Source organism: Methylocystis sp. NC52PC, from assembly GCF_055698645.1.
The window spans coordinates 1,502,710-1,516,969 of the sequence record NZ_CP170127.1 but is presented as its reverse complement, the minus strand read 5'-3'; the positions used below and the strand labels follow the sequence as shown (position 1 = coordinate 1,516,969).

10 protein-coding genes are annotated in these 14,260 nt (G+C 66.6%); 5 read left to right on the top strand and 5 right to left on the bottom strand.

Annotated elements, in window-relative coordinates:
• Positions 1-54: 54 nt before the first annotated feature.
• The 3 genes from ppsA to ACETII_RS09200 all read right to left on the bottom strand — a co-directional run bounded on the left by ppsA (position 55) and on the right by ACETII_RS09200 (position 4,324).
• On the bottom strand, positions 55-2,502 hold the full coding sequence (gene ppsA / locus ACETII_RS09210; RefSeq protein WP_472787841.1) for a phosphoenolpyruvate synthase: 2,448 nt from the start codon (positions 2,500-2,502) through the stop codon (positions 55-57).
• Positions 2,503-2,599: 97 nt separating this feature from the next.
• Positions 2,600-3,259: a phosphoribosyltransferase gene (locus ACETII_RS09205; RefSeq protein WP_472788144.1), complete on the bottom strand. Its 660-nt coding sequence runs from the start codon at positions 3,257-3,259 to the stop codon at positions 2,600-2,602.
• Positions 3,260-3,274: 15 nt separating this feature from the next.
• Positions 3,275-4,324 (bottom strand): hypothetical protein, encoded by a 1,050-nt coding sequence (locus ACETII_RS09200; protein ID WP_472787840.1) that lies wholly within the window; start codon positions 4,322-4,324, stop codon positions 3,275-3,277.
• Between the two features lie 72 nt (positions 4,325-4,396).
• Here ACETII_RS09200 and ACETII_RS09195 point away from each other — a divergent pair, with 72 nt between their 5' ends.
• The 4 genes from ACETII_RS09195 (at position 4,397) to ACETII_RS09180 (ending at position 8,894) form a co-directional block, all read left to right on the top strand.
• Positions 4,397-5,464, top strand: a complete 1,068-nt coding sequence (locus ACETII_RS09195; RefSeq protein ID WP_472787839.1) for an alpha/beta fold hydrolase — start codon at positions 4,397-4,399, stop codon at positions 5,462-5,464.
• Positions 5,461-6,456, top strand: coding sequence for a ribose-phosphate diphosphokinase (locus ACETII_RS09190; RefSeq protein ID WP_472787838.1), 996 nt, complete (start codon positions 5,461-5,463; stop codon positions 6,454-6,456). Before ACETII_RS09195 ends, ACETII_RS09190 begins: the two co-directional genes overlap by 4 nt.
• Positions 6,457-6,521: 65 nt before the next feature.
• The gene (locus ACETII_RS09185) at positions 6,522-8,318 is read left to right on the top strand and encodes a PHA/PHB synthase family protein (RefSeq protein WP_472787837.1); all 1,797 of its coding nucleotides are present in this window, start codon (positions 6,522-6,524) and stop codon (positions 8,316-8,318) included.
• A gap of 75 nt (positions 8,319-8,393) precedes the next feature.
• Positions 8,394-8,894: a bactofilin family protein gene (locus ACETII_RS09180; protein ID WP_472787836.1), complete on the top strand. Its 501-nt coding sequence runs from the start codon at positions 8,394-8,396 to the stop codon at positions 8,892-8,894.
• Between the two features lie 106 nt (positions 8,895-9,000).
• Here ACETII_RS09180 and ACETII_RS09175 read toward each other — a convergent pair whose 3' ends face one another.
• Together ACETII_RS09175 and ACETII_RS09170 are read right to left on the bottom strand one after the other, a co-directional pair.
• Entirely contained in the window at positions 9,001-11,433 is a 2,433-nt protein-coding gene (locus ACETII_RS09175) for a glycogen/starch/alpha-glucan phosphorylase (RefSeq protein WP_472788143.1), read from the bottom strand.
• A gap of 169 nt (positions 11,434-11,602) precedes the next feature.
• A complete protein-coding gene (locus tag ACETII_RS09170) occupies positions 11,603-12,580 on the bottom strand; it encodes an OmpA family protein (protein WP_472787835.1) in 978 nt (325 codons plus the stop codon).
• Positions 12,581-12,737: 157 nt separating this feature from the next.
• On the opposite strand from ACETII_RS09170, the gene ACETII_RS09165 reads away from it, so the two are divergent.
• Positions 12,738-14,252: a rhomboid family intramembrane serine protease gene (locus ACETII_RS09165; protein WP_472787834.1), complete on the top strand. Its 1,515-nt coding sequence runs from the start codon at positions 12,738-12,740 to the stop codon at positions 14,250-14,252.
• Positions 14,253-14,260: the final 8 nt, after the last annotated feature.

Genomic DNA, 14,260 nt, shown 5'->3' with positions numbered 1-14,260 from the left:
TGAAGGGAACCTGTCGCTGGTCGCCTCTGTGTCAACCCCGCGATTGCGCGCCTGCTATCGACGTGCGCGGCCGAGATTCTTCTCCAGTTCGACGAGGCGCGTCGTCGTGTGCAGCACCGTATCAGGGTTGAGGCTGATCGAATCGATCCCGAGTCGCACGAGGAACTCCGCCATTTCCGGATAATCCGACGGCGCTTGGCCGCAGATTCCAATATGGCGCCCGTTGCGCTTCGCGCCCTCGATCGCCAAGCGGATGATCGTCTTCACGCCCGCGTCGCGCTCGTCGAAATCGAAGGCGACGATTTCGGAATCGCGGTCGACCCCCAGGGTCAGCTGGGTGAGATCGTTCGAGCCGATCGAGAATCCGTCAAAATGCTTGGAGAATTCGTCGATCAGCAACACGTTGTTGGGGATCTCGCACATCACATAGATTTCGAGGCCGTTCTTGCCGCGTTCGAGGCCGAGTTCGCGCATCAGCGCGATCACGCGCTCCGCTTCCTCGACGCGTCGGCAGAAGGGGATCATCAGTTTGACGTTCGCAAGACCGAGTTCGTCGCGAACGCGCTTCATCGCCGCGCATTCGAGTGCGAAGCCTTCGCGGTAGTTGGGGTGCGCGTAACGAGAGGCCCCGCGAAAGCCGATCATCGGATTCTCTTCCCTGCCCTCGAAGGCGCGGCCGCCGAGCAGCGTAGCATATTCATTGCTCTTGAAGTCGGACATGCGCACGATGACGGGCTTGGGATAGAAGGCCGCCGCAATCGTTCCGACGCCCTCGGAGAGGCGCTCGACGAAGAAATCGCGCGGGCTCGGATAATGCGCCGTGAGTCGCGCGATCTCGGCGCGCTCCTTGTCGTCGAGCTTTTCCGGATGAATGAGCGCCATCGGATGCGCCTTGATCGACTCCGAAATGATGAACTCCATGCGCGCGAGGCCAACGCCGTCGTTCGGCAGCGCGGACAGGCCAAGGGCGACTTCCGGGTTGCCGACGTTCATCATGAGATGCGTCGCCGGCCGCTCGAGGCTCGTAAGGTCCGTCTTGACGACGTCGAAGTCGATCTCGCCCTCATAGACCTTGCCGACGTCGCCCTCGGCGCAGCTCACCGCGATGAGATCGCCGGTGCGAATGACATGCGTCGCCTGATCGGTTCCGACAATCGCCGGAATGCCGAGTTCGCGCGCGACGATGGCCGCATGGCACGTGCGTCCGCCGCGATTGGTGACAATGCCGGCGGCCGACTTCATCACCGTGCCCCAGTCGGGAGAGGTCGTGTCGGCGACGAGGATTTCACCGGGGACGAATTTCGAGAGCTCGCTTGCATGCTCGATGACGCGCGCCTTGCCGAAGGCGATCTTGGCGCCGACGGCGCGGCCCTCGACCTTCACCGGTCCATGCTTCTTGACGCGATATTCCTCGACGACGTTGCGATTTTTTCGCGAGGCGACGGTTTCGGGCCGCGCCTGGACGATATAGAGCTCGCCGTCGACGCCGTCCTTGGCCCATTCGATATCCATGGGACGACGCGCGCCGGCCTTGGCGCTGTAATGTTCTTCGATGGCGATCGCCTGCCCTGCGAGCGCCAGCGCCTCTGCGTCGGTGATGCAGAATTTCTCGCGCTCCTTGCGGTCGGTCGGAATGTTGCGCGTCGTTGCGCGGCCGCGGCTGGAGAAGATCATCTTGATCTTCTTCGGCCCGAGCGACCGCTTCAACACGGCGCGCTTGCCGGCCTTGTAGGTCGGCTTGAAGACATAGAACTCATCTGGGTCGACCGCGCCCTGCACGACGTTCTCGCCGAGCCCATAGGCGCCGGTGATGAAGACGACGTCCTCGAAGCCGGTTTCGGTGTCGATCGTGAAGATGACGCCCGAGGCCGCGAGGTCCGAGCGCACCATTTTCATGACGGCGACGGAATTGAACACTTTGAAGTGGTCGAAGCCATTGTCGATGCGGTAGCGGATGGCGCGATCGGTGAAGAGGCTGGCGAAACAATGGCGGACGGCGTCGAGCACGGCCGCCGGACCCTGCACGTTGAGATAGGTGTCGTGCTGTCCGGCGAAACTGGCGCTCGGCAGATCTTCAGCCGTCGCCGACGAGCGGACGGCGACCGAGAGGTCCGGCCCATATTCGTCGGTAAGCCGCGCGAGCCCGGCGCGGATGTCGGCCTCGACCTCTGGAGGGAGGCCCGCGCCATAGACGATGTCGCGCGCGCGGGCGGCGCGGCGGGCGAGGTCGTCCACATCGTCCGGATTGAGCCCCTCGAGCGCCGCTTTCAGCGCATCCCACGCGCCCGCGGCGTCCAATAGGCGACGATAGGCCTCGGCCGTGACCGCGAAGCCGTTCGGAACGCGAAGGCCCTTCGCCGTCAACTCGCGATACATTTCACCGAGGGAAGCGTTCTTGCCGCCCACGAGCGGAACGTCCTCTATGCCAACCTCGGAAAAGAAGCGGACATAGCGGCCGTCGCCACGGACGGAGGAAGGGGCCGGCTGGTTTTTGTCGTGCATGTATCGAACCACTTCTCGGTTGGGGCGTCGCGACCTTATCGAAAACCGATACGAAGGAAAATTAACAGGCTGACGGGCGCGCGGGGCCTTGAGGCATTTAGCCGCGCGCCGCGCCCGTCCCGTACTGATCGAGCAGCTCGATCACTTCGTCATCGGAGACCTGACGGAAATCGGCGTAATAGCCGCCGACGCCATAAAAATACTCATGCGCCTCGAGGCAGACGATCTCGTCCGCTTCGGCGCGCAGCGCGTCGAGGGCTTCGGTCGACGCCACCGGAACGGCGAGGATCAGCAGCTTCGGAGCCTGCGCCCGCACCGCCCGCAGCGCGGCGCGCGTCGTCGCGCCGGTGGCGACGCCGTCGTCAACGACGACGGCGACCCGGCCCCTTGCGTCGGCGCGGCGCCGGGCGCCGAAGTAGAGTTTGCGTCGCCGTTCGATCTCGGCGCATTCGTGCGCGCAGGCCTCGTTGAAACGAGCGTCGCTGACGCCGATGAGCTCGATCACGTCCTCGTTGCGCACCACGACAGGCGTTCCGCTGTCGGCGACGGCGCCCATGGCGAGTTCGGGCTGATAGGGCGAGCCGATCTTTCGCACCAGCGCCAGATCGAGCGGCGCCTTCAGCGCTCGGGCGATCGGCGCCGCCACTGGCGCGCCGCCGCGGGGCAGCGCGAAAACCACGACCTCCGCGCCCGAAAGGCGGGGAGCCAGTTCTTCGGCGAGCCGTCGGCCCGCTTCTTCACGGTCTAGAAACGGCACGTTCGTTCCCTTCATTCAGAAGTCCTGCGCCAGAAGGCGCTCTGCTATTGAAAGATAGCGGCGCGCGAGCGGCGTCCATTTCTGTGGATGGCGCGGCGCGGGCTCAAGAAGATGCGCGAAGGACAGCCGCGCGCGCAGCGCCGCCCGCCAGGCCCCGTAAAGCGCCACGAGATCGTAAGGCGGCGGCGCGCCAAGTCGTTCCGCAAGCGCCTCCGTGAAGCGCCGCAACAGCGCCGGCGCGCCGAGCTGCGCACATTCGACGCCGAGAAGCGCGATTTCGTCGAAAGGGTCGACCTGCCTGAGCGCCGCATTGAACTCGAGACAGTCGAATATGACCACGGGGTGATTGAGACAAATATGCTCGGGCCGCAAATCGCCGTGGCCGTCGACGACATGCCCCTCCAGCAGGCGCGCCTCCAACCGCCCCCGCGCCACGGCGAGGCGCGCGTCCAAGGCGTCGAGCAGGCGGGCCGCCTGGTCACGGCTGGCGAAGTCTGGCCGCGTCAAGACCGCGCGGTTGAGGCGCTGTTCGGCGACGAAGCGCGCGACATAGTCCGAGGCAGTGAGGAATGTGCGATCGGCGCCGCGGTAGAAGCGCGCCAGAGCGTCGCAGATTTCACCGAGCTGCGCGTCGCTCGGGCCGCCCTGCGCAATGAGCCTGTCGAGCATCAGGTCGCGCGGCAGCCGACGCATTTCGACGAGCCAGTCGACCACGGCGCCGCCGCCGCCAAGGGCCAGTCGTCCCTCTTCCGTCGTGAGCGCCACGACGCCGCGATAGACGTCCGGCGCCAGACGCCGGTTGAGCTGCGCCTCCGCGCGGCAATCCTCTTCGCGCGCCTCGAGCGTCGAGAAATCGAGGAAGGGATAGCGCACGGGCTTCTTGAGCTTATAGGCGCGCGCGCCGGCGAGAAAGACATAGGACATGTGCGTCTCGACCGTCTCGACCGACGCCGGGCCAAAGGCGTAGGACGCGGGCGCGCTCAGGAATCTGAGCTTCTCCGCCAAAGAAGGCTCAAGCATGTCGCCGCTTCCGATGAGGCTGCTCACGTCGGCTGTCTCGTTCACGCTTGCGCGCCGTCGCCATTCTCGTCTCCCCTCACATATGATAGCCCGCTCACGAGCAGGACGGAAAAGGCGATGGCCTGGGAAGACTGGACGCGACATCTCTGGGACTGGCCGCTGGCCTCGCTCGAGATGTGGCGTCGCGCGCTCGAGCCCGGCGATGAGGCGACGGCGGAGCGGCCGCCGCCGCCATGGACGACGCCCGCCCGTCTTACGCTCGAGCTCGCCTCCATGCGCCTGTGGGATTTCTCCACCGCAAGGAAGCAGCGGCCGGCTGTGATTCTCTCGCCCTTCGCCCTGCATGACGCGCAGATCGCCGATCTCGCGCCCGGCCACAGCATTGTGGCGACGCTGCTGCGCCATGGCTGCCGGCGTCTCTATCTGATCGAGTGGAAATCGGCGACGCCGGCGACGCGGCTCGAAACGATCGACGATCTCCTCGCCGCGCTCAATGTCGCAATCGACGATCTGGGCGCGCCGGTCGACCTCGTCGGCCTTTGCCAGGGCGGGTGGCTCTCGCTCCTTTATGCGGCGCGTTTTCCGGCGAAGGTCAGCCGCATCGTCCTCGCCGGCGCGCCGGTCGACGTGGCCGCCGAGGCCTCGGCGCTATCGGAGCCGGTGAAATCAACCTGCGACGACGAAATCCGACGACTCATCGACCTCGGCGGCGGATGCGTTAAGGGCGAGCGGATGGCGCCGCTCTGGCCGCGCGAAGACGACTCTGAAAAGCGCCTGATCGACGCGCTCGAGATCGAGCCGCCCTTCAGCGCGCCGCGCGCGGCGCGGGCGGCGGCGGCCTTTCGGGAATGGGACCGCCGCACGCTCGATCTGCCGGGCCCCTATTTCCATGAAGTCTTCCGACATCTCTTTCGTGACAATCTTCTCGCGAAAGGCGGCTTCCCGGCCCTCGGCCGCCCCGTCGATCTTGCCGTCCTTCGTCACCCTTTGTTCCTGCTCATCGGCGAGAAGGACGCCATTGCCCCGCCAGCGCAGGCGCTCGCCGTCACGCGCCTTACGCAAGGAGCGGCGGAGACGGCGCAGGCGCCTTGCGGTCACCTCGCGTTGTTCATGGGACGAAAGACGATTGCACGAGAATGGCCGCGCGTCGCGGCCTGGCTCACAAAGGCGGAGGCGCATCCATGACCACGGAGCCCATGATCTTCGCGCTCGGCGCCAGCCGCTCCTTCGGCGCGGCGGTCGCCGCCTCCGTCGGACTCGACCTTGCGCCGCTCGAAGAGCGCGCTTTCGAAGACGGCGAATATAAGCTGCGGCCGCTCACGAGCGTGCGCGGCCGCGACGTCTATGCGGTGTCGAGCCTTTACGCCGAAGCTGGCGCGAGCGGCGCCGACAAGCTCCTCAAGCTTCTTTTCTTCATTGGCGCGCTCAAGGACAACGGCGCCGCTCGCGTCACGGCGGTCGCGCCCTATCTCGCCTTTTCGCGCAAGGATCGCCGCACCAAGCCGCGCGACCCCATCGCCACGCGTTACGTCGCGCAGCTTTTCGACGCCATGCGCGCAGATGCGGTGATGACGGTGGACGTCCATAATATTGCGGCGTTCGAAAACGCCTTCCGCTGTGAAACCCTGCCGCTCGACGCTCATGCGCTGTTTGCAAAACATGTCGCGCCGCTCGTCGCCCAGGCCCCGGTCGCCGTCGTGTCGCCGGACCTCGGCGGCGAGAAACGCGCCGAACTTTTCCGCCAAAGGCTGGAGCGTCTGTTGCAGCGGCCGGCCGCCAAGGCCTTCATGGACAAGGTGCGCAGCGAAGGGCGCGTCAGCGGCGAGATTTTCGCCGGCGACGTCGCCGGCCGCACGGCGCTCATCCTCGACGATCTGATCGCCGGCGGCGGCACGGTCGCGCGCACGGCGGCCGCTTGTCGGGCGCAGGGGGCCGCACAGGTGTTCGCCCTCGCGACGCATGGCGTCTTCGCCAAGGCGGCGGGGCAAGTCCTGGGCGCCGCCCCGATCGACAGGCTGATCCTGACCGACTCCGTTCCTGTCCCCGAGGAGAGCCCGGTCGCCCAGGCGCTCGGCGCGCGGCTGTCCGTTCTCCCATTGGCGCCGCTCATCGGGCAAGCCATCAGGCGCCGCCACGAGAACGGCTCGATTGTCGATCTGCTGGCGGAAGGCCCATAGCGCCTTCACGGAAGCGCTACAATTGACCGCCATTGTTGCGATCCAGTTCATCCTCCAGGAGCCTCATGACCTCCCCGCCGACACGCCGCGACGCCGCGCCGCGCCCCCTCCATCGCGCCACGCCGCCGCTCATGCCGCTGCTCCGGCCGCAGTCCTTCGAGACGGTGGACCGCGTCGCTCAGGCGACCGCCGCCCGCTTTACGCAAGGCATCTCGCCGCATGCGCAAATGTCGGCCTGGATCGATTGGGCGTCGCATCTCGCGCAAGCGCCCGGCCGACAATTGGAGCTTGCCCTGGAGGGCTGGTCCTCCGCGGCGCGGCTCGCGCATTTCGGCCTGCACAATCTGTTCAGCGACAAGGCCGAGCGGCCGTTCCCGCCGGAACCCGACGACCGGCGCTTCGACGATCCGGCGTGGCGGACCTTCCCCTATCTCTTCATCGAACAGGCGCACCTCGCCCAGCGGCAATGGTGGCGAAAGGCCACGCGCGAGGTGCGCGGCATGCGCCCGAACAACGCTTCGCGCGTCTCCTTTCTGGCGCTCAAATATTTAGACGCCTTCTCGCCTTCCAATCTGCCTTGGCTCAATCCCGTCGTCGCCGATCGCACGCAACGCGAAGGCGGCGCCAATCTGTTGCGCGGCTTCGATTATTTCCTCGAAGATTTTCTCGACGTCGCGACGCAGAGCGAAAACGGCAATGGCTATGTCGTCGGCGAGGACGTCGCGGCGACGCCCGGCGAGGTGATCTATCGCAATCATCTGATGGAGCTGATCCAATACAAGCCCGCGACCGACAGCGTCCATGCCGAGCCGCTGCTCATCGTTCCGGCCTGGATAATGAAATATTACGTGCTCGATCTCGCCGCGCATCATTCGCTCGTGCGCTATCTGGTCGAGCGCGGCTTCACCGTGTTCATGATCTCCTGGCGCAACCCGACCGCCGAAGACCGCGACGTCACGCTCGACGATTACCGTACGCAGGGGATCATGGAGGCGCTCGACGTCGTCGAAGCGGTTCTGCCCGGACGCAGGATTCACGCGGCCGGCTATTGTCTCGGCGGCACGTTGCTGTCCATCGCCGCGGCGACCATGGCGCGCGACGGCGACAATCGTCTCGCGTCGGTGACCCTGCTCGCCTCGCAAACCGATTTCAGCGAGCCCGGCGACCTGATGCTCTTCGTCGACGCGGCGCAGGTCGCCTTTCTCGAAGACATGATGTGGGATCAGGGCTATCTCGACACCCATCAGATGGCGGGCGTGTTCATGGCGCTGCGCTCGAATGAATTATTCTGGGCGCGCGCGATCAAGGAATATCTGCTCGGGGACCGCGAACATGCAACCGACCTCATGGCCTGGAGCGCCGATCAGACGCGCATGCCCTATCTCATGCATTCGCAATATCTGCGCGGGCTCTTTCTGGAGAATCGGCTGACCGCCGGGCGCTTCGCGGTCAATGACGAAGTGATCGCGTTGAAGGACATCAGCGCGCCCATGTTCGTCGTCGGGACGGAGACGGACCATATCTCGCCCTGGCGCTCGGTCTACAAGGTCCATCTCTTCACCGACACTGACATGACCTTCGTACTCACCAATGGCGGGCACAACGCCGGCATTGTCTCGGAGCCCGGACATCCGGGCCGACGCCACCATATTGCCGTGCGGGCGCGAAACGACCGCTATGTCGGCCCCGATCATTGGCGCGAGCGCGCGAAACTCATCGAAGGCTCCTGGTGGCCGGCCTGGGCGGCGTGGCTCGAGCGCCATAGCGCGGCGGAGCCGGTCGCGCGGCCGCCGATTGGGGCGCCGCGAGAAGGCCGCGTTCCGCTCGAGCCCGCGCCGGGAAGCTATGTCCGCCAGCGCTGATGATCGGAAACTTCCCCGCTCGCGCGGGAAAGGGTTTAACCTTATGCCCGCGTTACGATTCGCGAGGGGAAAGACATGGCGACGTTCAGGCCTGACCAGGAAAATTCCGTCTACATTGGACAGGGCGCGCAGCTCGGCGGCGAGCTTCGGGCGGATGACATTATCGTCGTCGACGGCGCCTTCGACGGCGAGATTTTCTGTAATCACCTCATCGTCGGTCCGACGGGCGTGGTGAAGGGCAAAATCATCGTGTCGAGCGCCGAGATTTCCGGCCAGGTGAGCGCGGAGATCACCGCCAAGCAGTTGATGAGCGTGCGCGCCACTGGCCGCGTCGAGGGCAGCTGGGATTGCGGCGCGATCGAGGTCGCGCGCGGCGCCGTGTTGAACGGCTCGGCCAATGTGGCCGAAACCACTGGCGCCAAGCCGCGCGAGGTCCCGGCGCCGCGTCGCATCGAGCCCGCCCTGATCGAGGAGGAGCACGATGAGCGCGACGCGGTCGCCGCCATTGCGGCGCCTCTCGGCGCGCGGCGGCTGACCAAGTTGAACCTGCGCGTCCCCCGCCGTTCGGTGGGGTGACTGTAAGGGTTCATGGATTTGACGCCGTCATTGCGAGTGGAGCGAAGCAATCGGGGAGCAAATGAGGCTCTGGCGCTTGCGCGCTTCTCTCCTGCGATGATGGCGGTCAAACCTTCCAGATCTCCTGCGCATATTCGCGGATGGTGCGGTCGGACGAGAACCAGGCGACCCGCGCCGTATTGAGAATCGCCGCGCGCCGCCACGCCTTCTCATCGCGCCAGCGCGCGTCGACCTGCCGCTGCGCGGCGCAATAGGCGTCGAAATCCTTCGTCACCAAAAAGTGATCGTAATAGGTGAGCGTGTCGACGAGCTGCGCGTAGCGATGCTTATCATCGGGCGAGAACAGTCCGCTGGCGACGGCGTTGAGCGCCCCGGCGAGGCGCGGGCTTGCGGCGATGGCCTCGCGCGCGTCGATGCCCCGCGCCCGGCTCGCCTCGACCTCATGCGCGGTGAGCCCGAAAATGAAGATGTTCTCGTCGCCGACGCGCTCCCTGATTTCGACATTGGCGCCGTCGAGCGTGCCGATCGTCAACGCGCCGTTCAACGCGAATTTCATATTGCCTGTGCCTGACGCCTCCATGCCGGCGGTCGAAATCTGCTCCGAGAGGTCGGCCGCGGGAATGATCTTTTCGGCGAGGCTCACATTGTAATTGGGCAGGAAGACGATCTTTAGAAGTCCGCGCGCCGCCGGATCGGCGTTGACGATCTGCGCCACGTCGTTCGCGAGCTTGATGATGAGCTTCGCCTGATGATAGCTCGCCGCCGCCTTGCCCGCGAAAATCTTGACGCGAGGCGCGAAATCTCGGTTCGGCTGCGCGGCGATGTCGAGATAGAGCGCCGCCGCCTCCAGCACATTGAGCAGTTGCCGCTTATATTCGTGGATGCGCTTGATCTGCACGTCGAAGAGCGCCTGCGGATCGACCCGCACGCCGACGCGGTCCAAGATCGTCGACGCGAGCCGCTCCTTGTTCTCGCGCTTCGCCGCCGCGAAGCGCTCCTGAAACGCGGGATCGCCGGCGAAGGCTTCAAGGCCTGAAAGTTTCGTGGGGTCGTCGAAGACCGCCGGCCCGATCGTCTCGGCGAGCAGGCGCGAGAGCGGCGGATTGGCCTCCAGCAGCCAGCGCCGGAAGGTGACGCCATTCGTCTTGTTGACGACGCGGTCGGGATAGAGACGGTGGAATTCCTTGAACACCGTCTCTTTGACGAGCTCGCTGTGCAAGGCGGAGACGCCATTGATCTTGTGCGAGCCGAGAAAGGCCAGATGCCCCATGCGCACATGACGGCCATTATGCTCGTCGATGAGCGAAACAGACGCCAGCACGCCCGCATCGCTCACGCCCTCGGCGCGCAGCCCGTCGAGATGCATGGCGTTGATGAGGTAGATGATCTGCATGTGGCGCGGCAGCAGCTTCTCCATCAGCCACACCGGCCAGGTCTCCAACGCTTCGGGCAACAGCGTGTGATTGGTGTAGGAGAAGGTCGCCTGGGTGATGCGCCAGGCCTCGCTCCACTCGAGGCCATAGACGTCGACGAGCAGCCGCATCAGCTCGGCGACGCCGATCGCCGGATGGGTGTCGTTGAGCTGAATGGCGACCTTGTCGGCGAGCTTCCGGATGTCGCCCGTCTGCTTCAAGTGCCGGCGGACGAGGTCCTGCAACGAGGCGGAAGCGAAGAAATATTCCTGCCGCAGCCGCAGTTCCTGGCCGGCGGGCGTCGAGTCGCTCGGATAGAGCACCTTCGAGATCGCCTCGGCGCGCACCTGCTCCGAAAGCGCGCCGACATGGTCGCCCTGATTGAAGGCGTCGAGACGCAAGGGGTCGGGCGCGCGGGCCGACCAGAGGCGCAGCGTGTTGACGTGGCGGCCGCGCCAGCCGACGACCGGCGTGTCATAGGCGACGGCGACGATCGTCTCGGCCGGGCGCCAGACATGCGCGAGCAGATTGTCCGAAAGCCGCGTGCTTTCGACATGGCCGCCGAAGCCGATGTCATAGGTGATCTCCGGGCGGGGAAACTGCCAGGCGTTGCCGAAGGAGAGCCAGTCTTCCGGATATTCGTGCTGCCAGCCGTCCTTGATGGTCTGGCGGAAAAGCCCGTGATCATATCGGATGCCATAGCCCATGGCGGCGATTTCCAGCGTCGCCATGCTGTCCATGAAACAGGCGGCGAGCCGGCCAAGGCCGCCATTGCCGAGGGCGGCGTCGGGCTCCACCTCGCGCAGCCGATCGAGATCGACGCCGAGTTCGGAGAGCGCGTCGCGCATGGCGCCGGTGAGGCCGAGATTGGTGAGCGTGTCGACGAGCAGCCGGCCGACCAGAAACTCAAGCGAAAGGTAATAGACCCGGCGTCGATCCTCCCGGTAATTGCGCTTGGTCGAGGCGAGCCAGGATTCGACGAGACGATCGCGCGTTGCGAGCGCCGTCGCCACGAACCAGTCGCGCGGGCTCGCCGCCTCATTGTCCTTGCCGACCGTATAGGTGAGGCGGCGCTGCACTTCGCTCTTCAGGGCGGCGACGGTCTCGGCGTGGGAATGCTGATTCATCGCGACGACGTTCAACGGGATCTCTTTCTTACCTAGGGACGCAATTCCATGCGGGCGGGCGCGACTTTATGAGGCGCGGGCCTTTAGGCAATCCAAGCTTAAACAAGGGGATCGGCCAGGTAAACCAAGGCGCGGCGCGGCGACGCCGAATTGGTCAGAAGAAGAGCGGTCAGCGCAAAATATAGTCGACGGCGCCCGAGCCGCGGCGGGGCTCCTGCGCGCCGGCGCAGCAGCCGACCGCCACAAGCCGGCGGCCGGCCACGCCCTCGCGGCGCAGATAACGCTCGGCCGCGAGCGCGCGGCGGCGCGCCAGCCCCTCGTTCGACGCGCCCGCGTCGGCATGGCCCCTGACTTCGATCGTCGCCTGCGGACAGCGGCGGATCACCTCCACCGCCTTGTCGAGCGCGAGCGCCGCGCGGCGGTCGATGGTCGTGCGCGCCGGGCGGAAAGCGACGGGCTCCGACGCCGCGGTCTCGTCGAGGGCGCGCTGGCACGCCGTCGCGTCGAGTTCACCGGCGTGCAGAGCGGCGGGGGTGGGCTCGGGGTCGCTGTCGGGCGGCGGCGGCGCGATAGTCGCCGTCCGATCCGGCGTCGTCTCGGGCGCGGCGGGCGCAGCGGTTTGCGCGACGATCACCCGCCGCACGCCCGGCGTCGCGGCGATCTCGGCCATGAGCGCCGGCTTGTCGGCGGCGGCGCTGGGCGCGGTGACGTCCCGGCCAGAGACGCCAAAGCCTGCCGGATCGACCCCTGCGCCTTGCGCGAGGGCGGCGATACGCTTTTGCACATAAGCTTCATAGGCCGGCGCGCCGATTTCGACGGCGCCCCACCACACTAGCGCGACGGGAAGCAAGCCCACGGCCCAGCGTTCGTGATCGTCGAGCGTTTCGCGCTTCAGCGCCGCGAGCGCGGCCCCGAGCAGGAAGGCGGCGAAACAGGCGAGCGCGATTTCGATCGCCGTCGAAACCACGCCCTCGACGGCGCCGACGGCGACCGCCGTCACGCCCGCGACAAAGGCCGCGCCGAACCAGGAGAGCCAGCGCGCCGGCCGGGACCGAAGCGTCCCGCCGTGGAGGAACGTGGCCGCCGCCGCGCCGATCGCGAGACAGGCGACGAGCCAGGGCCATAGGTGAGCGAGAAAATCCAGCATGGCGGCCTTTGTCGCGGAAAAAAGCCGCGCAGTCGCGACAATGCGGCGCCCAAACAGGGATCGCAAGCCCAACCGTGCGCGCGTGAATCCGACCGCGTTGACTTTCGCGCTCGCGAGCGCGCATCCTCCCGGACGTCTTTTCCCGCCCGGTATCGGAATGGATTTTCAGACCATCCTCGCCGTCAATCTGATGGCGCTTTCGGCCCTTTCCCTCCTCCTCGACCTTATGCAGCGCCGGGGCGGGCCGCACAGCTTTGCGTTCGTCAACGCCCTGGTGCTTTTCATCGGCGCCTTCGCCCTGTGGTTCTTTCCGCAGGAGGCGGGCAAACTCGTTTCCCTGGCGTTCTTCCCGCTCGTCGCGGCGCCGATGACGCTCGCCGCGCTGCAGTCGCGCCACACCCGCGCCGGACGGCTCGAACAGGCGGCGCGCTGCGCCGATCTCGCCGCCTTGTTTCATCCCACCAGGGCGATGCGCCTTTCCGCCGCCTACGCCCGCGCCGCCGCCATCGACGACCCGCGCGAAAAGGCGCGCGCCTTCGCCGCCCTCGCCGCCGAGGCGCCGCCCGAACAGGCGGCCGCCATCGAGACGCGGCTTCTCGCCGAGCGCGGCGACTGGGCGAAGGCGTTGGCCCTCTCGCAAAATCCCGAAAACGCCCGCCAGCTTTCCGCCTATCGGTTCCGCGCGCTCGGCGAAACCGGCCGCATCGAGGAGCTCATGCGCGATTACGCGCGCTCGGCGGACTCGACCCCCTTGGAGCAGATCGCCTTTTCCTGGCTCTTCGTCCTCGCCTTCGGCGGGCGCCCGCGCGAGGTCGACGCGCTCGTCGCGCATCTTTTGCGCCTCGACCCGGACTCCGCCGCTTATTGGATCGCCGTGGCGCAGAAGCGCGCCGGGGAAGAAGCGCCGGCGCGGGCGACCTTCGAGCGGCTCGCCGTCAGCCTCAAGGAGACGCCGGCGGCGATCGCCGCGCGCCGCCAGCTCGCGGCGCCCTGGGGAGAGCCCGCGCCGCTCTCGCCGCGCGCGCAGGAGATCGTCGAGGGCGTCGCCGCGCGCGTCGATCTGGAATGCGCGCGGGCGACGCGGGGCTGGCGGCTGCCGCCGGTCACTTTGACGCTCCTCGTCGTCAATTCAGCCATGTTCGCGGCCGAGACGGCGTTCGGCGGGTCGCAGGATTTGCAGACGCTGATTAGGCTCGGCGCGCTCTGGGCGCCCCTGGCCCTGCATGGCGAAAGCTGGCGTCTCATCACCGCGACGCTGCTGCATTACGGCCCGCTGCATTTTGCCCTCAACATGGTCATGCTGGCCCTCATCGGGCGCGAACTCGAAGATGAAATCGGCGGCTGGCGCCTGCTCGCGGCCTATCTGGGCGCGGCGCTGATTTCATCGGTCGTCGTGCTGGCTGTGATGATCATGGGCGCCGGCTATGGGCTCTATGTCGGGGCCTCGGGCGCGATCTTCGGTCTTTTCGGCGTCGTCGGCGCGTTGCGAATGAAGGACTGGCTGCGCCATCGCGCCAGTCTCGACGCCTTCCGCGCCACGGCGCTCGGCCTCGCCATGCTGGTGCAGATCGCCGCCGATTTCATCCTGCCGATGTCGAGCCTCGCCGCGCATCTCTCGGGCTTCGGCTTCGGGCTGCTGGTCGGGATCATCGTCGAACCGAAGCGCCGATAGGGGCCGGC

Excerpts from the sequence above, each read along its gene's own strand:
- ppsA (WP_472787841.1), bottom strand. The coding sequence starts at position 2,502 with ATGCACGACAAAAACCAGCCGGCCCCTTCCTCCGTCCGTGGCGACGGC.
- ACETII_RS09190 (WP_472787838.1), top strand. The coding sequence starts at position 5,461 with ATGACCACGGAGCCCATGATCTTCGCGCTCGGCGCCAGCCGCTCCTTC.
- ACETII_RS09170 (WP_472787835.1), bottom strand. The coding sequence starts at position 12,580 with ATGCTGGATTTTCTCGCTCACCTATGGCCCTGGCTCGTCGCCTGTCTC.
- ACETII_RS09175 (WP_472788143.1), bottom strand. The coding sequence starts at position 11,433 with ATGAATCAGCATTCCCACGCCGAGACCGTCGCCGCCCTGAAGAGCGAA.
- ACETII_RS09185 (WP_472787837.1), top strand. The coding sequence starts at position 6,522 with ATGACCTCCCCGCCGACACGCCGCGACGCCGCGCCGCGCCCCCTCCAT.
- ACETII_RS09165 (WP_472787834.1), top strand. The coding sequence starts at position 12,738 with ATGGATTTTCAGACCATCCTCGCCGTCAATCTGATGGCGCTTTCGGCC.
- ACETII_RS09180 (WP_472787836.1), top strand. The coding sequence starts at position 8,394 with ATGGCGACGTTCAGGCCTGACCAGGAAAATTCCGTCTACATTGGACAG.
- ACETII_RS09195 (WP_472787839.1), top strand. The coding sequence starts at position 4,397 with ATGGCCTGGGAAGACTGGACGCGACATCTCTGGGACTGGCCGCTGGCC.